General features: G+C 44.5%; 26 protein-coding genes and 2 tRNA genes. 12 read left to right on the top strand and 16 right to left on the bottom strand.

Annotation, left to right across the window (positions count from 1 at the left end; translation table 11 throughout):
* Positions 1-188 precede the first annotated feature (188 nt).
* Positions 189-1,331: a multicopper oxidase domain-containing protein gene (locus tag AC27N8_RS26930; protein WP_487071218.1), complete on the top strand. Its 1,143-nt coding sequence runs from the start codon at positions 189-191 to the stop codon at positions 1,329-1,331.
* 80 nt (positions 1,332-1,411) lie between these two features.
* Here AC27N8_RS26930 and AC27N8_RS26925 read toward each other — a convergent pair whose 3' ends face one another.
* Both AC27N8_RS26925 and AC27N8_RS26920 read right to left on the bottom strand, forming a co-directional pair.
* On the bottom strand, positions 1,412-2,455 hold the full coding sequence (locus tag AC27N8_RS26925) for a hypothetical protein (RefSeq protein WP_487071216.1): 1,044 nt from the start codon (positions 2,453-2,455) through the stop codon (positions 1,412-1,414).
* A 258-nt stretch (positions 2,456-2,713) separates the two neighbouring features.
* Positions 2,714-3,241, bottom strand: coding sequence for a hypothetical protein (locus tag AC27N8_RS26920; RefSeq protein WP_487071214.1), 528 nt, complete (start codon positions 3,239-3,241; stop codon positions 2,714-2,716).
* A 153-nt stretch (positions 3,242-3,394) separates the two neighbouring features.
* On the opposite strand from AC27N8_RS26920, the gene AC27N8_RS26915 reads away from it, so the two are divergent.
* From AC27N8_RS26915 to AC27N8_RS26905, 3 genes are all read left to right on the top strand, one after another.
* Positions 3,395-3,523 carry a hypothetical protein gene (locus tag AC27N8_RS26915; RefSeq protein WP_487071212.1) on the top strand — a complete coding sequence of 43 codons (129 nt, stop codon included), beginning with the start codon at positions 3,395-3,397 and terminating at the stop codon, positions 3,521-3,523.
* A 714-nt stretch (positions 3,524-4,237) separates the two neighbouring features.
* A complete protein-coding gene (locus tag AC27N8_RS26910) occupies positions 4,238-5,020 on the top strand; it encodes an ABC transporter ATP-binding protein (RefSeq protein WP_487071210.1) in 783 nt (260 codons plus the stop codon).
* A gap of 2 nt (positions 5,021-5,022) precedes the next feature.
* The gene (locus tag AC27N8_RS26905) at positions 5,023-5,892 is read left to right on the top strand and encodes an ABC transporter permease (protein ID WP_487071208.1); all 870 of its coding nucleotides are present in this window, start codon (positions 5,023-5,025) and stop codon (positions 5,890-5,892) included.
* 104 nt (positions 5,893-5,996) lie between these two features.
* Here the strand turns inward: AC27N8_RS26905 and sufB are convergent, their stop codons facing one another.
* The 6 genes from sufB to AC27N8_RS26875 form a co-directional block, all read right to left on the bottom strand.
* Complete coding sequence (sufB, locus tag AC27N8_RS26900; protein WP_487071206.1) at positions 5,997-7,397, bottom strand: Fe-S cluster assembly protein SufB; 1,401 nt, start codon at positions 7,395-7,397, stop codon at positions 5,997-5,999.
* A gap of 166 nt (positions 7,398-7,563) precedes the next feature.
* Positions 7,564-7,704 (bottom strand): hypothetical protein, encoded by a 141-nt coding sequence (locus tag AC27N8_RS26895; RefSeq protein WP_487071204.1) that lies wholly within the window; start codon positions 7,702-7,704, stop codon positions 7,564-7,566.
* 84 nt (positions 7,705-7,788) lie between these two features.
* Positions 7,789-8,994 (bottom strand): alpha/beta hydrolase family protein, encoded by a 1,206-nt coding sequence (locus tag AC27N8_RS26890; RefSeq protein ID WP_487071202.1) that lies wholly within the window; start codon positions 8,992-8,994, stop codon positions 7,789-7,791.
* 90 nt (positions 8,995-9,084) lie between these two features.
* A complete protein-coding gene (locus AC27N8_RS26885) occupies positions 9,085-9,699 on the bottom strand; it encodes a TetR/AcrR family transcriptional regulator (RefSeq protein ID WP_487071200.1) in 615 nt (204 codons plus the stop codon).
* A 142-nt stretch (positions 9,700-9,841) separates the two neighbouring features.
* Positions 9,842-10,615 (bottom strand): class I SAM-dependent methyltransferase, encoded by a 774-nt coding sequence (locus AC27N8_RS26880; RefSeq protein WP_487071198.1) that lies wholly within the window; start codon positions 10,613-10,615, stop codon positions 9,842-9,844.
* Between the two features lie 158 nt (positions 10,616-10,773).
* Positions 10,774-11,469 (bottom strand): alpha/beta hydrolase, encoded by a 696-nt coding sequence (locus AC27N8_RS26875; RefSeq protein ID WP_487071196.1) that lies wholly within the window; start codon positions 11,467-11,469, stop codon positions 10,774-10,776.
* A 342-nt stretch (positions 11,470-11,811) separates the two neighbouring features.
* Between AC27N8_RS26875 and AC27N8_RS26870 the strand changes: the two genes are divergently transcribed.
* Positions 11,812-12,285 (top strand): NUDIX domain-containing protein, encoded by a 474-nt coding sequence (locus AC27N8_RS26870; RefSeq protein WP_487071194.1) that lies wholly within the window; start codon positions 11,812-11,814, stop codon positions 12,283-12,285.
* Positions 12,286-12,384: 99 nt separating this feature from the next.
* A tRNA-Arg gene (locus tag AC27N8_RS26865) sits at positions 12,385-12,460 on the top strand.
* Positions 12,461-12,560: 100 nt separating this feature from the next.
* Here the strand turns inward: AC27N8_RS26865 and AC27N8_RS26860 are convergent.
* From AC27N8_RS26860 to AC27N8_RS26850, 3 genes are all read right to left on the bottom strand, one after another.
* Positions 12,561-12,731: a hypothetical protein gene (locus AC27N8_RS26860; protein ID WP_487071192.1), complete on the bottom strand. Its 171-nt coding sequence runs from the start codon at positions 12,729-12,731 to the stop codon at positions 12,561-12,563.
* Positions 12,732-12,777: 46 nt separating this feature from the next.
* Positions 12,778-13,497, bottom strand: a complete 720-nt coding sequence (locus AC27N8_RS26855) for a YdcF family protein (protein ID WP_487071190.1) — start codon at positions 13,495-13,497, stop codon at positions 12,778-12,780.
* Positions 13,498-13,792: 295 nt separating this feature from the next.
* Positions 13,793-14,881, bottom strand: a complete 1,089-nt coding sequence (locus AC27N8_RS26850) for a pentapeptide repeat-containing protein (protein WP_487071188.1) — start codon at positions 14,879-14,881, stop codon at positions 13,793-13,795.
* Between the two features lie 319 nt (positions 14,882-15,200).
* Between AC27N8_RS26850 and AC27N8_RS26845 the strand changes: the two genes are divergently transcribed.
* The 4 genes from AC27N8_RS26845 to AC27N8_RS26830 are packed head-to-tail and all read left to right on the top strand — an operon-like array spanning position 15,201 to position 16,250.
* Entirely contained in the window at positions 15,201-15,335 is a 135-nt protein-coding gene (locus AC27N8_RS26845) for a hypothetical protein (protein ID WP_487071186.1), read from the top strand.
* On the top strand, positions 15,323-15,499 hold the full coding sequence (locus tag AC27N8_RS26840) for a hypothetical protein (protein ID WP_487071184.1): 177 nt from the start codon (positions 15,323-15,325) through the stop codon (positions 15,497-15,499). The genes AC27N8_RS26845 and AC27N8_RS26840 overlap by 13 nt, the downstream gene beginning before the upstream one ends.
* A gap of 39 nt (positions 15,500-15,538) precedes the next feature.
* Positions 15,539-15,817 carry a hypothetical protein gene (locus AC27N8_RS26835; RefSeq protein ID WP_487071182.1) on the top strand — a complete coding sequence of 93 codons (279 nt, stop codon included), beginning with the start codon at positions 15,539-15,541 and terminating at the stop codon, positions 15,815-15,817.
* Positions 15,777-16,250 carry a hypothetical protein gene (locus AC27N8_RS26830; protein ID WP_487071180.1) on the top strand — a complete coding sequence of 158 codons (474 nt, stop codon included), beginning with the start codon at positions 15,777-15,779 and terminating at the stop codon, positions 16,248-16,250. Before AC27N8_RS26835 ends, AC27N8_RS26830 begins: the two co-directional genes overlap by 41 nt.
* Before the next feature lie 142 nt (positions 16,251-16,392).
* Here the strand turns inward: AC27N8_RS26830 and AC27N8_RS26825 are convergent, their stop codons facing one another.
* The 3 genes from AC27N8_RS26825 to AC27N8_RS26815 are packed head-to-tail and all read right to left on the bottom strand — an operon-like array spanning position 16,393 to position 20,078.
* Positions 16,393-18,312 (bottom strand): hypothetical protein, encoded by a 1,920-nt coding sequence (locus AC27N8_RS26825; RefSeq protein ID WP_487071178.1) that lies wholly within the window; start codon positions 18,310-18,312, stop codon positions 16,393-16,395.
* Between the two features lie 10 nt (positions 18,313-18,322).
* Complete coding sequence (locus AC27N8_RS26820) at positions 18,323-18,883, bottom strand: hypothetical protein (RefSeq protein WP_487071176.1); 561 nt, start codon at positions 18,881-18,883, stop codon at positions 18,323-18,325.
* Between the two features lie 13 nt (positions 18,884-18,896).
* On the bottom strand, positions 18,897-20,078 hold the full coding sequence (locus AC27N8_RS26815; RefSeq protein WP_487071174.1) for a dsDNA nuclease domain-containing protein: 1,182 nt from the start codon (positions 20,076-20,078) through the stop codon (positions 18,897-18,899).
* 389 nt (positions 20,079-20,467) lie between these two features.
* On the opposite strand from AC27N8_RS26815, the gene AC27N8_RS26810 reads away from it, so the two are divergent.
* Positions 20,468-20,539: transfer RNA gene (locus AC27N8_RS26810), tRNA-Arg, on the top strand.
* 75 nt (positions 20,540-20,614) lie between these two features.
* Here the strand turns inward: AC27N8_RS26810 and AC27N8_RS26805 are convergent.
* Both AC27N8_RS26805 and pabB read right to left on the bottom strand, forming a co-directional pair.
* The gene (locus AC27N8_RS26805) at positions 20,615-21,355 is read right to left on the bottom strand and encodes an aminotransferase class IV (protein WP_487071172.1); all 741 of its coding nucleotides are present in this window, start codon (positions 21,353-21,355) and stop codon (positions 20,615-20,617) included.
* A complete protein-coding gene (pabB, locus tag AC27N8_RS26800; protein ID WP_487071170.1) occupies positions 21,352-22,890 on the bottom strand; it encodes an aminodeoxychorismate synthase component I in 1,539 nt (512 codons plus the stop codon). Before pabB ends, AC27N8_RS26805 begins: the two co-directional genes overlap by 4 nt.
* Before the next feature lie 400 nt (positions 22,891-23,290).
* Between pabB and add the strand changes: the two genes are divergently transcribed.
* Complete coding sequence (add, locus tag AC27N8_RS26795) at positions 23,291-24,391, top strand: adenosine deaminase (RefSeq protein ID WP_487071168.1); 1,101 nt, start codon at positions 23,291-23,293, stop codon at positions 24,389-24,391.
* Positions 24,392-24,928 lie beyond the last annotated feature (537 nt).

The raw sequence follows: 24,928 nt of genomic DNA, 5'->3' as shown, positions 1-24,928 counted from the left end.
ACTAATAGTAGCGTCGCACGCTTGCGTGCGATGTCCACTCGACGTACGATCAGGCAGACCAGCGTTGCTCGCCGAGACCCCACTATCTCGTACGAAAAACAGGGACATCGCACGCAAGCGTGCGACGCTACATTAGGAGGTATGGACGTTGACAGAGCAATACCTCGCCAGAAAGGTCAAATTAGTCTATGGACGCGCACGACACACCAACACCATCGAGACCACGACGCACAAAAAGAGGTTTCACGCGCCGGCGCCTGTTCAACAGAACGGCAGTGGCAACAGGTACGATTGCTTTCTTGAGCAGTGGAGCAGCTGTGCTGGCGGCCGCCTCCAGTGCGCAAGAAACGCAAGCTATGGTTGATAATCAACTCATCACGACTGCTCCGTCAAGCGGGAAGCTGCGAGAATATTGGATTCAGGCCGATTCCTTCTTCCATAATCTGATGCCTACGGGGATGGATGCAATGACGAATACAAGTTACATGGCCAATCAAACCTCCTATTGGGCAGTTGGATATCGAGCCTATAGCTCCAATTGGGAAACGCTCCTGCACGGCGACGACAATATTGGACCTAACACGGGTATCCCTGGGCCAACACTACGCGCAGAGGTCGGAGACACCATTCGTATTCACTTTCGTAATAATGATACACATTATAAATTTGCTCACAGCATGCATCCTCACGGCCTGCTCTATACTCCCGCCAACGATGGCACCTGGATCGCCAAAAATGGAGATCAACCAGGAACGGCACTGATGGTCGGCGATACCTTTACCTACGAGTGGAAGGCGGTTGCCAGCTCGGTTGGGAGCTGGCCCTATCATGATCATTCCAAGCCAGCCTTTATTCCAGGCAGCACGGGTTCCAGCGATAGCGAGATGAACGCATCGAGTGGCATCATGGAATTGGGAGCGGAGTTAGGCCTGTTCGGAATGATTGCGATCACCGATGCTCAGACACCAAAAGTGGATCGAGAATTCATCCTCTGCTTCCACGATCTCTATGAGACCGATGTGCCACAGCTCAGCCAGGACTTCGATTGCTTCAATGGCTTTGCCTTCCTGGGAAATACGCCCACCTTTGAGGCACGCGTCGGAGAGCGCGTACGCTGGCGCATCATGGTGCTAGGGACAGATTTCCACGTCTTCCATCTGCATGGACACCGCTGGCAGTTTAACGGCCGCTACGATGACTCTCTTGTCTTCGGTCCCTCTACGACCTTAACGTTTGATTATGTCGAGGATAATCCAGGGACATGGCTCTATCATTGCCACGTTACGGAACATATGATGGGAGGAATGGTCGGCTTCTACGTTTCAAAATAGCCTACCAGGAGGTACAGATAAAAAAGGAAGGTTTACCTGGAGATGGTAAACCTTCCTTTTTTGAGAAAACATCAGGCAAGCTAGCGCCCCTCTATACGTTGTAGTAAACGTCTATTCTCCTCACGAGCCTGCATCAAGGATCGCTCCACCTGCTGAAGGCGAGCCGCCTCCTGCCGTAGACGCTGTGTACGAGAGAGCAGGTTGTTCAGAGAACCAGAAATTTGCCAGAGCGAATTATCTTCGGTCAAAGGAACACGAGCATCGAAGTCGCCATTAGCAACGCGCATATGCGTGTCAATAATTTTCTGGATACTTGATTCCAACTGCTGCTTCTCCTGCGTGGCGATTCTGGCCTGCACAGCAAGGTCATGTTCAAGTTTGACCAATTCCTCAGCATTATCAGCACGTACCAGAGCTTTCGAGGTACCTTGTACCCAGATGTAGGCTACGATCGAGACAATGATCTGGCTGATGATAATCGGAATGAGAATGGCATACAACGAGCCTTTAAGACTCCCATCACTATAGCCGAAAAGGATAACGCTCAGCTCAGCAGTGGTAGGCATATAGCTCAACGACCAGAAGGTAAAAATACAATTAACCAGTGCAACAATAAAGACCCACCAGGATGGGAGAAAGCTTACCGCACAGACCAAAGGTAGGATCAGAAGGCCATAAATTGGCAGGACCATCATACCCAGACCGCCAGGTGTGGTGATGATGTTCAAAACAGGCACCGCGATAAAAGTGACCACCACGAGGGCACCCGCAATAGTAACCTTGCCGAGGCGATTGAGTACAGTGGCAACAACCAACAAAACCAGAGCATAAATGAGCAAGGCGCTCAGGTTCTCAGAATTTGGTCCTGCACTGCCGGTCACGATAGATAAGCCAATGGCGCCAAGCAGAAGATAGAGCGCCAGGATGATTTGGCTGCCCGTTCTCCCACGCCGAAACCTCTCTTGATCCTCAAAAGGGGCAAGTGGTTCTGGTTTCACGGGGGAGGCGAGACGATACCACCAGTAGAAAATTTTGTTTTCTTGCTGACGTGGCCGATTTAAATATGAGGGTCCTTGCTGTCCATCATGTGAAAGATCAGCTGAATTAGCAGAAAGTTCATTCATGCGTGAATCTCTTTCAATATTACAGTGTACCGAGAAAGCAGATTATCACATCTGCACGCAGATGCGAACAACGTCTTCCCATCAATATCCAATACTAACTGTCAGCGCCACATGGCTCTCTAGCGCGTAAATAGCCGGAGACACACATGCCAAAGACAATGTCCAATCATAAAAAATACAATGTCCGATTACACTGAACTACCTCACTCTTTAAATAAAGTCACACATAGCAGCGAAGAGGAGACAGCTCATACGTAGCTACTGAAAATTCTTTTTGTCATGCTGTGAGATAGTAATCACACCAATAGCCTGCAACTCACTCAACACCTTATCGACGATCGGTTGCGATGTTGAAAGAAGAGACGCAATTTTCACAGTGCTCTTAGTCCCATCAGCCATGGCAAAAACAACGCGGTGGATGCGCGGCCAGGATTGCATCTGCCTTTGATCCAACATGACAGTACGCTGAGGAACAAAGACTTTCTCCACTGGTACAAACGCAACAGGAGACAATGGTTGAGTTGGTTTGGCCTGCTGAGCCGCGAAGTCCCAGCGTATACGACCAAGGCGAGAAAGCGCTTTGGTCACATCTTTTCCAGTCAAGCTACGTCCACTAGTGCTACCAATAATGGCAGCAGAAATAATGGCTCCTTCTTTAATGCTGATCTCAATGCGGCAGGGCTCATGCAATCCAATTACCCCTGTCGCAGCTTCAGCGGTCAAGGAACCGGTCATCCGATGCTCTTGCATCACTTGCTTCATTGTTTCAAAATCGAGCGTGTACATTGATCAGGGTTCATCCTATCTCAATGGATTTGTAAGAACTCTATTGATTAGGCTCTACAGGCACGAGGCTGGTTGGTTTTTTGGCCAGACAGTCGTGAGTATTCATTCCCCCCTCAGTGCACTTCTGTACCCAAAAGCAGCGTGGAGACCCACATGCCTTCAACCAATGCAAAGATTGGCAAGAATTTTCATAGAAGCTTTTATCTGTCCTGGACGCAATTCTGCGCTTCAAGTATTACAAATTTTACCTGGATCATCCCGACCCGCCAACCTCAGTTGTAATACACACACTACTATTTACTCGTAAGTGTTACTTTACTAGAATAAAGTGTTTCTATTATAAAGAAATTTTTTACGCATAGTCAAGTAGTAGTCAATAAGGATTATATAAAGATATGCCAAACGACATAGCTAACTTGTTTTTTCATTAAAGAGTAAAGCCCAATTCATGCTGTATTTAAAAGTCTATCACTAGAAGCTAAAAAATGACACTCTCTTGCTAAAAAGAACGATAAGGTACTATTGCAAATTTTCTAGTCATTCTCCACTAGAGAAAATAAACTGCACTCGTAAGAGAAAAAGAGCAAAGGTAGGAAGAATATCAAAAACGTTTGACATTATGATTTGCAGTATGGTAATGTGCGAATGTATTTTGGTTGCGCAGTATGGATTGTAGACAATATTGTTGTACATTTTTAAAGGATTCTCCTTACAGAAAAAATGTAACGTTGTTGGCAAATGATCCACACAATTTCTCTGTATGTGATGATTGGTATTACTGCATTGAAAGTCGGAACCTTTTATTTGTACCATCTTCCGGATAGAAGGAATGTATTATGAGTAACTTCGAGATGAAACAAATAACGCACAGCGAAGTTGCAATTGCACACCAAAAAACGTCATCATGTCGGGACTGCGTGGTAGGACAGAACGCAGTGCATGACACGTACGATATGCCAATCTTTAAGATGATGGCAGTAAGGGAGAAGTAATGCAATGACTGCAATTATTCGTACCGAAAAGCTCAGCAAATCGTTTGTGCGCAGTGATCAGGAAATCACAGTCCTGAACGCTACGAGTTTAGATATTGAACAGGGCAGTTTTGTCACGATCGTAGGACCGAGTGGCTGTGGAAAATCGACGCTACTGAGTATCATTGCCGGATTATTACCCGCAACCTCCGGAAAGGCCTACTATAAAGGTAGCCAGATGGTCAATCCGCGCCTCGAAGTGGGATATCTGACCCAAAAAGATACCTTGATGCCCTGGCGCAGCATTACCCGTAACATCGAGATGCCACTGGAGATCCGAGGGGCCAAGAAAGAGCGCATCCAGAACACAGCCAGCGAAATCATCAACCGCGTGGGGCTAAAGGGCTTCGAGAAACACTATCCGCGTGAACTATCAGGAGGAATGCTACGTCGCGCCAGCCTGGCACGTATGCTGGCAGCCGATCCTGAAACCATGCTGATGGATGAGCCATTTGGAGCCCTGGATGCACAGCTACGTGTCGAGCTGCAAAACGAATTGCTCAACCTCTGGTCGGGAAGCGGCAAGACGGTCATTTTTGTCACGCATGACATCGAAGAGGCCATCGTGCTGGGAGACCGCGTGATCGTCCTCGGCCTGGGAGGTCGTATCGTCCTCGACGAATACATTCAGCTTCCCCGCCCACGTGATGCCATCAAAATACGTTTTCGTCCCGAGTTTGCGCAAATTCACTATCGTTTATGGGATGCTTTAATGGACGCTCGTACACAGCAGAAAGTGAACGTGTAAGCATGACAACATTTCAGGAAAAGACCTCGAAACAGAAGCCGGCAGTCCTTCTGCATACATCTGCCAGCGTGCAAGCAAAGAACCACAAGCGCCGACAAGGATGGATCGTCAACGGAGGACGACTGCTGTTCCTCATTTTATTTCTAGGTATCTGGCAATTTGAATCGGGCAAACTGCTCAATCCCCTCTTTTTCAGCAATCCAGCAGCGATCTGGGATCAGGCGCATGCATGGATACTTGATGGCACGCTCTGGGATAATACAGCGATTACGCTGGAGGAGACCTTGCTGGGACTCTTCTTTGGAGCGACAACAGGTATCATCTGCGGCATTATCATCGGTCAGCTGGACATCATCGGAAAAATCATCGATCCTTTCTTGATCGCCTTCAACAGTATTCCTAAAGTCGCACTGGCACCTGTCTTCATCATCTGGCTCGGCATCGATATGCCCATGAAAGTCATTCTGGCCGCCGTGACGGTCTTCTTTCTGGTCTTCTTCAACACGCTGGCCGGAGTACGCAATGTCGATCAGGATCTTGTCGACGCCGTACGTCTGATGGGCGGCAAAGGACGAGATATTCTGTTCAAGGTGATTATTCCCTCGGCTTCCAGCTATGTATTGGTAGGTTTGCGTATCGCTATCCCCTACGCGCTCATTGGAGCTGTGATCGGCGAACTGGTCGCATCCAACCACGGCCTCGGCTACCTGATCAATGACTCTGCCGCGAACTTCAATACGGCAGGCGTCTTCGCCGCCTTACTGGTTCTGACCATCATCTCTGCGATCCTGAATGCCATCGTGGACCTGATCGATCGTACCACCTCGCGCTGGAAACCCGCCATGAGAATGAGCAATCGTGGAACTGTCTAACGAAAGCATCTATCTCGATCCAGTCTCATTTCCACAGCAAAGAGGATGCCCCACATGATGTGAGACATCCTCTTATTTCTTGTGATGATCGAAGCGTGCGCAGACTAGCCCACGCTACCGGACATCTCCAATTGGATCAGGCGGTTGAGCTCGACAGCGTATTCCATCGGGAGCTCTTTGGTGATGGGCTCGATGAAACCGTTTACGATCAACGAATACGCCTCGGTCTCGTCCAATCCACGGCTCATGAGATAGAAGAGCTGGTCGTCACCGACTTTGGAGACGGTGGCTTCGTGACCAATCTCAGTCTGATTCTCTTCGACGCGGATGGTCGGATAGGTGTCAGTACGGGCAAACTCGTCGAGCAAGAGAGCGTCACAGCGAACGCTGGATTTGGTGTGATGCGCTCCTGGATTGATACGTACCAGTCCTCGATAGGATGCTCGCCCGGTTCCCTTCGAAACGGATTTCGAGAGGATCTGTGATGTGGTGTGTGGCGCCAGATGGGTGATCTTGGCTCCCGCATCCTGATGCATGCCGTCGTTCGCGAAGGCAACCGACAAGACATCGCCACGAGCACCGGGCTCCATCAACAGGACGGCCGGATACTTCATGGTGACTTTCGAACCGAGATTGCCATCGACCCACTCCATGGTGGCGTCTCGATACGCTGCGGCACGCTTGGTGACCAGGTTGTAGACGTTCTTGGACCAGTTCTGGATGGTCGTGTAGCGTACACGCGCACCTTCCATGGCTTTGATCTCTACCACGGCGCTGTGCAAGCTATCGCTGGAATAGCTGGGAGCGGTACAGCCTTCGACGTAATGGACATATGATCCAGGCTCGGCGATAATCAGTGTACGCTCGAACTGTCCCATATTCTGGGCATTGATACGGAAGTAGGCTTGCAGAGGTACTTCGACACGCACGTTGCGTGGGACATACACAAAGCTACCACCACTCCAGACCGCGCTGTTCAGCGAGGCGAATTTATTATCCGATGGCGGGATGATCGAGCCGAAGTGCTCTTTGATGATGTCGGGATACTCACGCAAAGCGGTATCCATATCAGTAAAGATAACACCCAACTTCTCAAGATCCTCGCGCATCTTGTGGTAGACGGCCTCACTCTCGTACTGAGCGGTCACACCAGCCAGATATTTCTGCTCGGCCTGTGGAATACCCAGACGATCAAAGGTGTCCTTAATTTCTAGCGGAATATCATTCCAGCTCTTACCCTGCTGGGCCACTGGCTTGATGTAATAGAAAATGTTGTTAAAGTCGATACCCGACAGATCAGCACCCCAGGTTGGCATCGGACGCTTCTCATAGAGATCGAGACTTTTCAGACGGAAATCCCGCATCCAGCTGGGCTCGCCCTTCATCTCGGAAATCTGCTCAACGACTTTTCGGGTCAGACCCCGCTCGGATTTATATGTGTAATTTTCTTTTACATGGAACCCAGCACTGTAGTTACCCTGTTCCAATTCAAATGCTTGACTCATCTTCACTCCAATGGCTGGCTGATGCTATCTGAGGTCGTAGGAAGCCGCATGCTTTCTACATGGTAATCCTGACTTGGTGACTCGGATTTACTGACAGTATACTCTCACGTGCGTATTCTGTCAATATCGATAAGCTCAGAAGGCTCCGCTCATCCATCCTACTCTGTCAACGGTCATGGCGTGCCATTGAGACTTCTTCTCTAGGTGGATCTCTCGTCGGCGTTGCTTCTAGATGCAGGTGGGACGGTGTCGTACGTCCAGTGACAGCACGGCGGAGCCGCGCCGCTACGTCGGCTGACCTTGACATCTGGCACGTCGCGATCAAGCGAATTGCAAAGCGTCATCCTGACCGGTCGGACCACGGCACAATGGTCTTTGACAGAGTAATCATCTAGCGCAGCGTCTCATCCAGCCAGTCAAAGACACGCTGGTTCAGTAAAAAAGTGGCACCCTCGTGGCAATGCTCCTCGGCAGCATCCTCAGCGCTGAAAGAAAGATATGTCTTTGAACATGTCAGCGCATCATAGAGCATCTGCGGCTGGCCGGCAAAAAAGTGATCGCTTTCCGCATTGCAGACCAGGGTCGGACAAGTAACCTTGTCGGCAATCCCCTCCATCGTATATAAAGCCATCTTTTGCGATAAATCAAGCAAAGAAGCTGCCTGCATAGTCCACATGCCCTGGCCAAGAGCCCACTTCATGCCTGTATTGTTCTGGATAGCTACTGTCAATTGCCGGGTCATTTCTTCTTCCGTCGGATGAGACGATAGAAAAGAACCCATTTCTTGAAATGATGCCGAATAGGACACCGATGGACCAAAGGAGAACAGGCCATCAATGGCAATACAGGCCGCCAGACGGTGCTCGAAGGCAGCCGCTCGTGGAGCAAGATAGCCTCCCAGGCTCCAGCCTTCCAGGATAAGACAATCGGGATCAATCTCCGGACGCGTAAGCGCATACTCGACAACTGGCGTGACGACATTTTCCCAATCTGGACGGAATGGCAGGTGCTGTAAGCGAATCACACCTCCCTGTCCTGGACCTTCAAAAATGAGGCAATTGTATCCTCGTTGCAGCGCAGCAGGTACTGTCCCAAAGTAGAGTTCCTCGCCGGTCGAGTCGTAACCACCATGCAGCAGCAGGGTCGGACGCGGCGTAGCAGAATCATCGACGCGATAAAAGTAGCCTGGCAGAGAGGTTCCTTCATAGGGGATGCGCACCTCCTCACAAGGAAACGAGAAACGCTGTATCGCCTGAAGAAAACAGTGAATACTCTTTTCATAGGTGCTAAGCGCTCGTGGATCGTTCTTCCCAATATCTATATGCAGAAAAAATTCTGCACAACGATAATAATTAGAAGCTCGCAAATACGCTTCGCGAGCACTGATGTCATGACCAGCGGATGAGCAATCATCAGCGATACGATGAATGCGTTCAGCAGTACGATACCACTCCTGATACCAGCTCTCAAAATCCCCCTCCGTGATTCGTGAAGCGGTTAAAAAGCATTCGTTGATATCAGATCCACCATTGGTGGCTGCACTTAACATACGCAGAAATTCGAAAGAAAAAGTTGGATCTTGAAACATAATTTTCATGCTTAATTTTCTCCTTGCTAACAACATGTCAAACATTAGCACATTGGTAAGTAAACGACCACTTACTTATTTACACAAAAAAAGAGCCTATCACCCATTCTGTAAAGCAACAAGCCAGAGACGATTCATTTCACGCAGCGTCTGCTCGCTGATCTGATCAATCATGTGGAGTTTCGCCCGCTGCTGAATACCAAACAAAAAGCTGAGATATCCCCAGGATGCGGCCGCCAGATCAAGATGAAGCGGCAAGAGCATTTGTGCTTGAGCCTCTTTTAACAGTTCGTAGATCAACGTCGAAGTTTGAGAGCTATACTCCTGCGCCATCTCGATTACTAGTGGATCATCGGACTCGCCAGCGGCCATCAGCAGCAATTGGAGGCTGTCAGGATCAGAGAGAGCAACAGCACGATACTCTAAAACCACTGTGGATAAGGTCTCCATGAGATCATGTCTGGCTTTCTCTCGGACACGTTCAAAAAAAACGGACAAAAAATGTTTCTTCACCTCGCTCAATACGGTGAGATACAACTGCTTTTTGCTCTCAAAATGTTTATAAAGCATCGCCTCAGTTACATTGCTGGCGCGAGCCAGCTCTCCCATACTTGCCAGAGTGTATCCCTGATGAGCAAAGACCTTTTTTGCTTGCGACAGAATCAATGCTCGGCGCTCGCTCCCGCGCATCCGTCCTTCATGAGAAGATCCCAATAGTTTTTATGTCTCCAATATAGTTAGTGAACGTTTACCAACTATCGTAATTTGAGTATAGAAGATTACGCACGACTTGTCAAGGAAAAACAGAGAAACTTGATCACATCCATGGCAGGGAGTACTTATCGCATACTCGACGCTAGATGCGCTCATATACAATCTGACGCATGCCCCACTCGATTTCGCCTTCACCCCGAGAAGTTTCTGCCAATGTATGCAGATCACGCTCCATTTGATCGATCACGCTGGCCGAATAATGCTTCTGGATAAAGGGCAGATTTTTCCAGGCTGGGATGTTTAATGAAAACATAGCGGCAGCTTGCGATGTCCTGACAGGCAGACGATAAACACGGCTCAGGCTGCGTCTCAATCCATGTGGTGGCTGCTGTTTATCCAGCAGTGGTCCAATGTAAAGTTGATTCGCCTGCTGCTCCAGCATCGCGGCAACGATAGACAGATGGCTTTGAAAAAGAGTGTGATCTGTCCTGATCCATTCAATTTCCTCCAGGAGCAGCAGCCCCTGGGGAAGAAGTTGTGTTCCCCAGCGTTCGATCGCAGATTGGGGACCCTGGAGGTGTGTTAAAAGCATACGGCAGGAGATGAGATCACTCTGCCCTGTGGGAAAAGGGGTCTGGATGACGTCATGAAGAACAAACGAAACACGCTCATTGGCACTACTTGCAGCCAGGGAGATAAAATGCTTAGAGCTATCAAGACCAATGGCTCGCAGGCAATGCGTGGTATCTGCGATAAGGTGCGTTGTGTAGCCCGGTCCACAACCCAGATCAACAGCCAGCTGCGGCGCTACCCTGACGACGTCTTGTAGAAAGGCGCGACTTGATACAGCAAAGACATCAGCCAGAATTTGAAGTCTGCGCGCTGCCGTATTAGTATCTCTAAAAAGGTATGCCATGAAGCTTTCCTTGCTTTGATACTTATATGATCCGTATGCACTTTTCTCCTTATCATACAACAAACATCTTATGGAATTCCAGCAGCATAAATTCGCCATGGTAGCCTGTATCATCGGGTGCAGACTGCCGTGACGAAAACATCAGCAAGAGAGAAGCACTAGTTTACCTCTTCAGCCGCCTTAACGATAAGATCGGTGACAACATCAGGGTGAGAAATCATCGATACATGGCTTGAGGCAACTGAGGAAACCGTGGCACCGGCACGCTGCGCCATAAAATGCTGGGCAACGGGAGGAATCATCTGATCCTGCTCGGTAACCAGATACCAGGATGGCAACGCTTTCCAGGCCGGAACACCAAAAGGTACCTCGCTTAGAAAGCTACCGCCAGCCAGAGGCTTCTGTGCCGCCGCCAGCACGCGTGCCTGGACAGGATCTACATCGGGGGCAAAGTACTTCACAAATCCTTCACGATCCAACCAGAAAAAGCCCTGTGCATCAGGACGAGCCGCGACAGCTCCAGCGGGCTGCGGTTCAGCGGTAACCAATGCCTTCATCGTATCACCCTCATCTGGAACGAACGCCGACACATAAACCAATCCCACAACGTTCGGAGCGTCCGTACCAAGTGAAGTGATAACAGCACCACCAAAGGAATGCGCAACCAGAAGCGTGGGAACTGTTTGAGCACTCAAGACATTACGAACCGTGGTCACATCCTCAGGAAGCGTTGTCAAAGGGATTTGTACAGCCGTAACAGTGTAGTCCGCTTTTTGCAACCGTGCGATCACGCTACTCCAGCTGGAGCCATCTGCCCATGCACCATGGACTAAAACCACATTTTTTACACTCATATGTTTATCCTTCTTTCAATTCCCCCAAAAAACACGCGAAACAAACACAAATATACAATCTTCTGCTCTATCTTAACCAGATTGTTCACAGTATAGCAAGCACTACAATACATAAAAAAGAGAGAAAATATCCTTTTTTCTGCTCTTTCATCCACAAGCAGCACCGAGCTCCAATTCGGTATACTCTATCTTGATAGCTACATGCGCGCTTGCTTCGCCACCCTTTGCAAGACCTCCAAAGTTGTGTGACAATAGATGGCAGAGACTTCAATTGGAATTGTTCAGGTAGATGATTCTCATCCGCCAGCTCAGACAAAAGAATAGTAGGAAGCTTACTCACCTATGGTCAATCGGCTACTGCTCCGCCTGTGGAGGCTCATTCGGGGAAAGCCTCAATGGTATCTGCTCTGGTTTATGCACAACAAATTTATCGTCGGCGTCTCCGGCGTTATCTTCGACGATCAGGGACGCATCCTACTGCTGCGCCATCGCTTCTGGATGCAGGGCGTCTGGGGACTTCCGGGCGGCTACGCCAATAGTCGCGAGCGCCTCGAGGATACTCTCTGCCGCGAAGTACGCGAGGAGACTGGCTATATGATACAGGCCACCTCTTTGATCCGCATCGTTAGCGGCTACCGACTGCGACTCGAGGCCAGCTATCGCGGACGCTTCCTCGGCGGACAGGAACAGCTCGATAATCGCGAAGTCATGGAGGCTCGCTTCTTCCCTGTCGACGAACTACCAAACGGCATGATGCGTTCACAGCGAGAAATTATCCGACTCGCACTCGCACAGCCCGAAGATCACACAAATTGAAAGGAAATGTCCTCGATTCCGAGCATTTTTGCCTTGACAACCAACAATAAATCCTGTTATTATCAGGGCAACGTAGGATCTACCCGATCCCGTACCCATGCGCTCATAGCTCAGTGGATAGAGCAACCGCCTTCTAAGCGGTTGGTCGCTGGTTCGATCCCAGCTGGGCGCACCACCTCTTTTATTGTGGCCTACACAAGTCCATCCTCCCTCTATAACGAATAAAAAAGAGAGATGATAAACTTTGTATCATCTCTCCATCAAATTTTTGAACATTATTTATCTTTTAGATACTCTAGATCAGCATGATACTTTTTAATCATTTCCTCTGCAACTCGTAAAATTTCTTTCCGAGGAGGCTGTTGGGCTGGCTGGCGATCATCAGGCATAAGTTTCGTATCATCTGAGTTCTTTGCAGATTTCCTTTTATTCGAAGATCGAGGCATATCCAACTCCTTCAACAACACTATGCTTCAGTTCTGTCTATTAATTTTACAGAAGGTCGCCCTTCTCCCTATAGATCTTGATACGGTCGCGTTCACTTTTTACTAACTGGCGGTGTTCTTTTGAGAGGAACCAGGTCGCAGGATGCCATTCACCTGTATCAGCATAATAGTTGATGGTTTCAATACCATAAGGCAGAAACACTTTAGCAAATGTGAGATAGGCTCTCAGCTGATGAAATGGTGATGTAACAAGTATGACCCGTCGGAAGTTATTTTGTTTCAAGATCTCCAGAACATACTCGGCGCTTTCTCTTGTATGTAACGATTGATCTTCTAGCAAAATAGCTTCGGCTGGCACTCCTTGGCAGATCGCCTGGTCACGTATATATATTGCCCCCAGGCCAACATCCCATTTTTCTGCCGCTCCTGCTACATCTTTATATCCTATCCGTCCATTGTCAGCTGCTTCTTCCAACTCAGCGAGAGGGATAAGTAAAGGTGTATCTGTGATTTTTACGCTAAACTTTCCTGACGCAATCAGATGTGGAGCCCATCCTTTTTTATAAAGCTGTACTCCAACATGGATTTTGCCGTCAAGGAATTTAATGTTTCCTCTGGTGCCTGCAAGAACAATAATTGCATCTGCTTTTTTAAGGCGATCTCTTAATGCAAATTGTTTGCCTTTAATAAACAGTATGAGCCATATGGTGATCGGCATCAACGCAATAATGCTGATGCCGACAGTTTTTACTATGTTTTTACGCATTACTATATTGAAAGCATTGCTCCTAGATGGGCAACACTACGTTCCTTTCTCCAGGGTGATTGCTTCAAAGTATTATACAAATTTATAATACGAGTAATAGTTTTGCTTGATCCTACTGACCTTGCCAGGGCTAGCGCTTCTTCAGCATTAGCTATAGAGATGTCGATAAACCCTAAACCATAATACGCTTCGGCTCTCTGCGCGATGAGTCCTGCTCTACCACGAATAACTGTAGGTCTTTTTAAAAGTAATGTTGTGATACAAATGCCACTTTTTAATATTTGATCTATGGCTGTTATTTCTTCAAATCATGCAACAATTGTTGGAAGCATTTCTGATAAATATTGTGGTCTTTCCAATCAGTAAAATTGCTAATGTGACGTAAGTAGCGAAGTTGACTGGCCCATTTTGTTTTTGTTTGCATCACAGTGTCGTCCAGTCGGATCGGGAAAATCACCCACGGTCTGCCTTGTTCTGTTGGCTGTACTTCTCGTTCCCATGCACGTTCGACTTCCATCTCTACCCATTTGCTTTTTACAGAGTGTTTGGAGAGGATCAGCAATACCTTTTCAGACTTTTTGATCGATTCGTCAATCAGATCATGATAAAAGTCTCCTGGTTTCACATCCTTTTTGTCAAACCAACAGCGAATTCCATTTCCTTGCAGGTCGTTATACAACCGTTCAGCAAAGTCCTGATCCCTGTTTGAATAACTAATGAAGCACGTGTAGTATTGGATAGGATTTTGTGCCAAGGCATGCATATATTCAATGAATGTATCAGGTACTCCAGTTCCTCGTACAAAGATTTCTGGAATGCTGCCTTCCGACTGATAGATAGTATTGATACTCAGATTCGATGGCCCAAGGTGTTGAATGGTTTCCAGACCTTTCACGCGACGCAAGTCAATCCCTCCAAGATCAGTCCCCCCCATGAAGGCATTGCTGAGGTTGGTATTGTTGAGGTTGGTATCGTTGAGGTTGGCACCACTAAGGTCAGCATTGCTGAAATCGGCATTGCTAAGGTTGGCATAGATGAGACGAGCACCGCTAAGGTTGGCATTACTGAGGTTGGCATTACTGAGGTTAGCATCTCCAAGGTTAGCATCTCCAAGGTTGGCATTACTGAGGTTGGCATTGCTAAGGTTGGCTACACAAAAATAGGCATTTCCAAGATTGGCATTACTAAGGTTGGCATTACTAAGGTTGGCATCTCCGAAGTCGGTACCGCGGAGATCGGCACTGCTGAGATCGACAAAGCTGAGATCGACAAAGCTGAAGTCAGCACCACTAAAGTTAATTGCCTCTTTTGGTTGTTGATCTCTCCAAGTATTCCAGCCATTCACCCCAGCTTGAATTTTTTCTATTTGTTGCTGGTCTGCCATATTCTGTTTATCCTCTCTTCGGTTATTATTAAAGAAAAACGAATAGTGATGAATAAAATCACATGCATCTATTACGAGAAAGTGGAGGTCTATAAAAAGTGATATCAAGCTTCTAAGCGTCCGCGCTATACATTGATCTTAAATGTCTATCCAACGAATGGAAAATATCAAATAGAACGTCATGACCTTCCTGCTGTTCTGAAAACTGAATTGGAACAAATAAAGAAAATCTCACAAGATCAAAAACGACCGATCCATCGCATTTTGTATTCGGTGGCTCCAATCTCAAGATGACACAAAAAGGTGGCGAGGGCTTTAAGTGGATCTTGATTCTATTCATGATGTGAAGCAACACTTTGTCACGCGTGCGCAACTCACGGGCCAGATGCCTGCCGATGTTGGCAAATTGACGCTTGACGGTCCTGACGCAATAAAGCAACGGTGGGGCGTCTGACTGGCCTGCCCTTTGGTGCTCGGATAGCTGCCGTCTCAGCCTTAATCTATGACAAGACGCATGAGATTAAATATAAGTCTCCTGAGAAGTCATGGATGTGGGAGATCTGGGAACAAGAGGCCGAAAAACAAGGCTTTTGTCTGCTACCTCATGTCAAGGTCTAACGCATTGAAATACGTTTCAAGCGTTCAGCATTGAGTGAGATGAAACAAGAGGAAAACTTTCACGGCATTGATGATGCCTATGATCTAGAGTCTCACCTTCCTGGCCTCTGGTCCTATGCCGTTGGTCATATTGGTGGTGGTCTGGATGGTTTGCCTGATGGGTGGCTGCGCTATATTATTCCAGTCGAGGATACGAACCGTTCACGCTGGCCGGTGCATCCAGATTCGGAAGTGATTCAAGCGGCGTTTGTTCCTGAGCCTCTGGAAGCGTCGAATTATGAGCGAAAACAGCAGGAACGAGAAGAAATATTGCATTGACCTGGACGCCTATGTGTCGGTCTATGGGCAATTGCCGGCGCTTCAATCTGACCTAGATAAGATTGATCTCTCAACAACTTCAATCTCTTCAATTGTTGAGCAACCTATTCTGCCTGCTCCAACTGACATAGTGCCTTATGTGCGTAGCCGCAAGCGAGAAGTGAACATGCGTCGGATGGTGGCACAAATTGCTGGGTGTCTGATCACTACAGAAGCTTGGCGGAAGCAAGGCAGTGATAATACTGAGCCAGATATCTCACTAACTGTTCACTTTATCTATTCAGCTGTTCAAACCTATCTCCAAGAAAAGAAACGGAATTTTTCGCAGGATGTTCATAAAAAGCGGGTACAATACAACTTGGAAGAAGCCTTAGTTCGTATGGATGACTCCATGGCATTTACCGATGATTGTAACAATAAGTCTAAGATGTAAGGCTGATAAACTTGCACCCTACTCCAACTTTGCTTCTGATCAAGTACCCACTGCTTTGCTCAGCCAATAAAACGTTATGATGAGTAAAGGATATAATATTACTGAAGAAATATTAAAGAAAAACACCTTCAATTATTCATATTTAACTTCTATGAAGCAACATATGATCACCTTGTCTGCTTATTTTTGCTCTTACAAATGGAACCAATTCTTCAACCATATTTCTAGTTGTAAGTATAATTTGCCAATTTTCAGATTTATCACTATTATATTCATTAGCGAGATCCACGAAATAGCGCAATAAATTATTTTCAGTAGTTTCATTCATATCGTTAACATTTGGTGAATCGATAACAAGTAACGATGGAAAAAAGGTGTCTACTCTGCGAGCTAATTCTAACATGGCTAAATGATAACAAACGACGGCCAAGCTAGTATATGCCCCTCCAAAATTTTTATAAAAACTGTTATTAATTGTCGGCATAAATTTTTGTGGATCGATATTACAAGTACGTAGGTCCGGAAAATCTACATCATTTAAAATATCTTCAAAAATTTGCCGAAATACTTCTAGGCGTTCTTCATTATTCTCTTTACGAATCTGTTTAAGTTCATGCTCAACAGCCTTTCTTTCTATATGAGCATTCTCTAATTCTACATGGATATTATTCATTGCCTGAACTTGATCATAAAAAGTTTGAATTTTTGCTAGCTCAGCTTCAGAATGAGCAACCTTATAAGTATAATTTAATAAAAGATCTACTGTTGGAGAAACAAAGACTTTGGTTTCAGCATCAAGGTTAATTCCTATCTCAGCTTCATATTTATAGAGTATATTTAAATTTGTTCGTAAACTTTCTTCTTCCTTAGAGCCATCAAGAAGTACAGTTTCCACTTCATCAATTTGTAAATCAATATCTTCTACTCTGGGAGCTGTCAGGGGGATGGAATCTGAGGTATTTGTAAGAGGTCTACTACATAAACAACAGCGTCCATAATCCTCTTTGGTAAGCATTTCAGAAGTAACAGGTTGTAAACAACGCGGACAAGCTCCAAAATCTACACTATTGAGGATAAAGCTAGAGGTTTTTAGGCGTAATACTTTTTTACGATCTGTTCTAAGTGAATTTAAAAGCTCATTAAGACGATTTTGTTCTTGTTTAACTCCTGCCAAGTATCTTTCTTTTTCAGCAATTTCTTGTTTGATTCTAAGCAATTGATCTCTTAAATTATCTATCCTTCCCGATTGTTGCTCATTTATTTGATTATGGATATTTTCACCAATATTACGTTGGATCGTTAGTTGTTCTTCTCGTACAAATATCAACTTATCTCTGGAAATACTCATTTGCTCTTCTAAATTTTCAACAGATATTTCACTATTTTCGCTTAAAAACTTATTTATTGATTTGTAGTAAGCGTCTAATCTTTGTTCTTCACTTTTGGCTATGGCTAATCTTTCCTCTAAATTATAGCGTATCAAAGGAATAATGCCTGTTAAAAATCCTATGATATCTGGAATTCTTGTCTCAGGAAGAACTTTATTTAATATTGTAGCAAAACTTAAATTTTGGTTTAATACGAATGCTCTCATGAGAGTGGGAAAGCTAAGTTTTTCTAACTTCCCTTTAGCTGTTGATACAGAGACTTCAGGGATATTAAGAGTATTTAAAAACCAATCAGATAAGTTACCAATTGTTACTTTGTCTCCTCTAATCTTTTTTATCTCTTTACTATAAGGAGCCTCTCTAATAGTAACTGCGGCTGTAAGATTACGCAAAGATCTTTCAATAGTATAAGTTTTATTATTTGCACCTATTTCGAGATAAAGAGTATTTACTTGATCTATAATAGTGTTTAGGTACCAAGTAGCTTTTGGCCCTTGCTGTTTTCCTAAACCATGTTGAATAAGCTCTACCAAAGTGGACTTCCCAGCATTATTTGTTGCTCTTGGATCATCAGAATATGCTTGAATAACATTTAAACCACGCTTAAAGGGTATATCACAATGTAACTCTCCCTCTACCACTAATCTGGATATAAACAGGTACGGTGAAGACATGTTGCTCTCCTTAAATATGCTCGCCGATCTTTCTACTAACTACTTCAGGGAAGTTATCATAAATAAAAATTTTTAAACGATTACCATTGTACTTATTAAACAAGAAGTGAGTAGTTTTTGCTCTTGCTGCTAAATCGACATAATTGGGGTCATTGATAATCTCATCTCCAATATGCTGACCCTTTTGAGTAATTCTGAATATTTCAGTATCACGTATCTGACTTTTCTCAATAATAATTAGTTCTTTTCCAACCAGATATGCTAGTGCTAAATAATATACATGATCCCAAGGTCCATAAAGAAAACGGACCATTTGAGCTTCAATCGAATTTTCCTCGCCTAAAGTTGTTAAACCTAAATCTGCGTCTGAAATATCTTTGTTTAAAATTTTAGCTGCACATCTTAAATAAAATGGATAGCGCAAAAAGAAATCTAATTTAGCTAACAATGTACGTCCTTCAATACCCGGTAACTTCTCGGTAGTTTTTTCACTTTTGCCACAAAGTGAAATCAATAAAAGCAGCCGGCTCGCATGATATGCAATGTTTTCCGCGATTAATGAAGATGACATACTTTAAGACCTTTCATGCCAGTTCGTGCCAGTATGCATTACAGTTTTGTGTTTCACTCCAGAGCAATCCCAAACATAGTAACCTGTCTACTTCTTGACCAGGAAAGGTTTTCGTATGTATGATACTATCTAACTTTGGTTTTAGCATTGCAAGTATTTGCGGGCCTGAATTTTCTAGTACCTTTTGAATACGGCATACATCGTCTCGGCATTCTCCTTGAAGTTCTAATAATTCGTCTATAAATTTTTCAATCTCTTTATTACTACTAATCTCCGAATATGTACGTTTGAAATATTCAGCCAAAGCCTTTTGCCTATGGAAACGTGGTAATTCAGTAATGTGGAATCCGCCACGTAGCACTTTTTTGTCTAAAATAGTTCTTCCTGGTAATTTATCTAAATCTAATGCACTTGGTATATTAATCATTTTACTACGGCAATTTAAAATTTCATCACGGCCAATAGAACGGTCATTAGAGGGAGATCTGTCAATTAATTTTTTTATTATGACAAACAAAATACTTTCACATATTTCTCTAAGTTGAGTAACTGTATGAGATGGCTGCCCAGGATAAATATGTTCAAAAGCATTTCCTAACTCTTCTATATTATTAGGTGTATAAATTAGCCTAGAATCAGTTTCTATATATGTATTATGAAGTAAGCATATGGCAGTTTTTTTGTCTATGTCCTCATGGAATTTTTTGTTCATAATTTCCTGTATTTTTGCAGATAAGGTTTCCTCAAAAAGGCTCATTTCTTCTTGCTCTTTAAGGGTATAATTCTGTCCTGCATGCTTGATATCGAGTAAAAGTTTCAAATGGCACAGGGAACCACCAAAAACCTTATTTGGTTTTTCATCAGAGACATGATTAGAAATAAAATGAAAATGACAATCGGCGTCAATTTTATTCCGCATACTATATTGACGACAAACGATAGGCAGAATTTCAGTGAACGTCCAAGGGCCCACTTGCTCCATTCTTGTTTTAACCTGATGTAATTCATAAAAATTTTGACGAATTATAACCAAATCATCATAAGTTTCAGGTACTACATTTATAATCTTTTCAGAATGGAGAAGCATTCTTATACACCAATAAGCTGAATATTCAATTTGAGCATAGTACCTTGCAAAAGTATCGGCTCCCTCATCTCCCAATTCTCTTAACACTGCATCCTTTATATTTGACATTTACATCTCGTTTCGATATCTAGTCATCTGCCATTTACAAAATGTTTTTCGTCCAAAGGTATGATAACTAATTCTAGCTAACAAATAGATAAATTTCAAGCAGGTAAAACATTGGAAGATAAACCCGTGGTATGTTTATGATCACTTATTCAAGAATAGCTATTAATTTATAAGCCTTTGATAAGGAATTTTTCTATATGGTTATTTCCAATAGGTATTTGATAGCTATATGCAAAATCTCATTTTCAGTGATATACTTTCATCACTAGCACTAAACAACAGCCTTTTAAGGATTTAAAATGAGGCAGATATATATAACCATCTGCCTCATTTGAGCGTACCATTTCGTTTGATTGTATGAATTGTCTTCTGAAGCGCTTTTATAGCAAGCGTTCATTGATTTAGTAAGCAACCGCCTTCTAAGCGGTTGGTCGCTGGTTCGATCCCAGCTGGGCGCACCACCTCTTTTATTGTGACCTACACAAGTCCGTCCTCCCTCTATGACAAATAAAAAAGAGAGGCGTGTGCAACTCCTTTTAAAATTGCATTTCCTGTATATTCAGATGCACCTGTCGCAAACCTCGTATCGCGTTACAAATGAAAATTTTATCCGCCTCTATTAAATCTTTGACAAAAAGAACTTTTTCCTTTGCCTCTATGTGCCTCTCAAGCAATCGCTGTCGATAAATACCATTTAACAAACCACAACTAACAGGAGGGGTAAATAGATAGTTCGATTTTTGTATAAAGATATTGCTTATTGCTCCTTCTGTCACTTCTTCTCTTTCGTTCAAAAAAATCACATCGCTGTATCCATTTTCGTTTGCAAAACGACTGGCTTGATCATAGAGTGCGCGATCAGTGGTTTTGTGATACAACATGCGATTGCAGGTGTGAGTTCGTATTGGGCTCAAGGCAACCATCGAGGGAGCAGTAGTAATAGCTTCTGGTTGCAGCTGTATAGCTTCACATTCTACTTTTCCGGTAGCTGTAAGTTTCAGCCTGACTTTATACATACATCCCTGAATAAGATTTTTATCAAGGTAGCCCAGCGCATCTTCAATACACTTTCTATCAAAAGGATAGCCAAAGTATCTGGCAGAATTGTTCATACGTTCTATATGTTTATCAAAATCGCAATATGCCTGATCCCATAATATCGCTTCCAGAAGAACAACTTCAGAAGCTTGCTCTGCCAAAACATGAGCTTTTACAGCATGCTCACCTTGCTTATTAAAAGGTTGAAGGCTATATGGATTGTCCCTGTCATTTCTCATTTCACTGTGTCCTTTTCCCAGGCAGGGCGATTACCAAAAACAACGTACTGATCAGGAGATTGTTCTCCTTTTTCTGCATGCAGAATCGCCTTAATAAGGGCATACGCCTTGAGGAGCATTTCATCAAACTCTTCTTCTGGATCGGACTGGATTACAATTGCGCCTCCAACACCAATTGAGGATTTTTCGGTTGTGCTAACTAAAGTTCTGATAACGACGCTTAAATCAGCCGTTTGATTGAGGCCAAAAAAACCTATTGCGCCAGAATACACTCCCCGGGCCTGTGTTTCTAATGCATCGATAATTTGCATTGTGCGCAACTTCGGAGCACCAGTCATTGATCCGCCAGGAAATGCCGCACGAAAACACTCAATAGGACTAATATCATCTCGCAGCATTCCTTGAATAGTAGATACAAGTTGATGGACAGTACTATATGTTTCCACATGCATTAATTCAGGGACACAGATACTTCCAATTTCACAGACACGGCCAAGATCATTACGCAGCAAGTCCACAATCATGAGATTCTCTGCCCGATTTTTTTCGCTTCGGGAGAGATTTTCTCGTAGAAACGCATCGTCTTCAGGTATTTGTCCACGCGGACTTGTTCCCTTAATCGGCTTAGAAGTTACTCTTCGTTCCTGGTCAATTTGCAGGAAGCATTCAGGCGAAGATGATAAAATAGTCACATCGTTAAATCGGAGGAAGGCCGCATATGGAGCTGGATTTAAAGAACGCAGATGGCAATAGCAAGTCAAAGGATCAGTGAGTGGAATGGTCTCCAGGCTATTTGTTAAACATACTTCATATGTATCTCCATTTATTAGATGAGCTTTACATGTTTCTATATCATTCAAATAAGTCTGAAAGGATCTCGTTAGATGAAATTGCAGCGGAATATTCTCATGACGAGAGATCATTGGCTTCCTTGAGGATGTGGAAGTGAGAGTTTCCAGTCGTGACTCGATAGAATTAAACCAATCTTCGGCTATTTGTGTATCTTGCAGGGAAGAGAGGCAAAGAAAGTACATAGTCTTCTCACTATGGTCAAAAGCAATGATTCGATCAGCAAAAAAGAGCATCGCATCAGGGAGAGAAGATTGATGAACAGAAGACGCTTGACACTCTGCTTTTAACTCATAACCAAAATAACCGACAAACCCACACTGAAAATCAAAAGGCAGGCCTGGAACTGAGGCAAGTTTATACGCTAATTCTCGCTCCATATAATCAAATATGCTTATATTTTGTTTTTCTACACTATTCTTACTGATAACCTCCAAAATTCTTGCCTCTGTATCATATTTCAGTACTTTGCTAAAGCATCCAGTGTTTGTTCCCATAAAGGAAAAACGTGATAAACCTTCTTCTACCATACTACTGTCAAGCCAAAATGCATAGGGCTCATCTCCAAAGAGGTGGAGAAAAACAATTTCTGGATCTAAGAAAGTTTCACATTTGCGAACATCGATCTTAAAGAGGGAGGAATCAGTTGTGTATTCATAATTGTCGGAAATACGTGGTTTATTCATATTGTCCTTGTCCCCATCTCACAGCAATATTTCGAAAATGTCTCAGCAAAACATCACCATATTTTGATACTTTTTTTTGCATTTTCACATAACACCTTTTTCTTTGTATTCATATCATACTCCCTTTTCGGCAAACCAACATCAACACCGATCATGTACTGCCCAAATAGATAATTTCTCCCTTATGTCTCAATTATCTCTACATTAAGAACGTGGTATATTTGTATACGATAGAAGGCTATCATTGTAATCATCGCGAAACAGAGAAGATACATAAATCAGAACAGGATAATCTTCACGCGTTTATGAAAAATCATACCTCTCCTTTTGAGGAAGTCGGGCATTATGCAGTCCTTTCTCATTATGTTTCGTCGATTGGATGAGTTAGAAGGAAGTAGAGATGGAACTCACACAACAACACATCAGATCTTATTTACAACGAGCGCCTAAGGCTGAACTACATGTTCATCTGGAGGGTGCCATTCGTCCAGAGACCGTTATAACACTGGCACAACGCAATAGGGTCACCTTGCCGGTCACGACCGTCGAAGAAGCGCGTCAATGGTTTATTTACCGTGATTTTCCCCACTTCGTCGAGATATTCTCGACAATTGCGCGTTGCCTCAAGACAGACGAGGACTATGAATTGATCGCCTACGAGTTTGGCGCCGAGATGGCACGTCAGAATGTGCGCTATGCCGAGGTAACATTCTCCCCCAGCATGCACGGATATTCGCTGGGCGTGCCACATGACGTCTACTTCAGAGGTCTCAACGCAGGACGCGTACGCGCTCAAGCCGACTTTGGTGTCGTAATACGCTGGGTCTTCGACATTGTACGCGATATCAAAGATCCAAACATGCGTAAGCAACGAGCGGACTATACAACCGCGGTAGCATTAGAGGGTATGTCTGACGGTGTCGTAGCACTGGGATTAGGAGGCTTCGAAGTAAATTATCCAGCCGAACAGTTCGCCCCCTGGTTTGACAAAGCACGCTCCGAGGGCCTGCATAGCACTCCACACGCGGGCGAGACAGTTGGTCCATCCAGTGTGTGGGAAGCAATACATACCCTGGGAGCGGAACGCATCGGTCACGGCGTACGCTCAATTGAAGATGAGAGTCTCGTCGCCCATCTTGCCCAGCAGCAGATTCCTTTAGAGATCTGCCCCCATAGCAACATTTGCCTGGGAGTCTATGGCAGTATGGCTGAACACCCCCTGCCGCATTTCTACGCTGCGGGCGTCCCATTTTCGGTCAATTCAGACGATCCGGCCCTGTTCCACACAACACTTATAGATAACATCTCGACGCTCTACGACTCCTTCGACTTCTCGCTCGACGTCATCGACGACATTCTCCTCAATGGAATACGTCACAGTTTCATACCTACTGAGGAGAAATGCACCATGGAAGAGCAGTTCCGTGCACAAATGAAATTTTTGCGCTCAAGTGAGCAATTAGAGCAAATCCACACAGATAACCACCATATAGATTGTTGATCCGAACGACGATCGATGTACTCAGAGATTTATACGATTATTCTGTGCCCGACTCTCCTCAAGAGTTATGGAAGGAATTATTCTGGCAAGCAAATAAAGGGCTGCATCGAATGCTATAACGACAACCCAGACAATTAAAAGTGCTCCTGGTGCATTCGATGTCAACAATATGAGCGATATATAAAATGCAAGGAAGATAGTGATAAAAACAGAGATGCTATAAATCACTCTTCGTCCAGTTATCAATTTTCGGGGTAGTATCCACAGCATAATAAACATAAAAAGGTTAAGAAATACAGCATTAATGAGTAAACTGTAAGCCCAGGTATTGAGGGCGCTCAAAAAATAGAGCATCGATAGGGCGATGAGAATGATCTGAAAGATGCCGTTTAAAATGTACAATCCTTTATGAGGACTACGCCTATTCTCCCTTTGTCCATAGGAAAGAGTCGTGAGGGAGGCATCCTTATAGGCATATCTATGTCGTGGTTCCATATTTCTACCTCATCCATGAAGATATCCTGATATTACCTGACA

Source organism: Dictyobacter sp. Z7_2, assembly GCF_057551105.1.
Note: the sequence above shows the minus strand (reverse complement) of the source record. Positions and strands in the feature narration are given on the sequence as shown.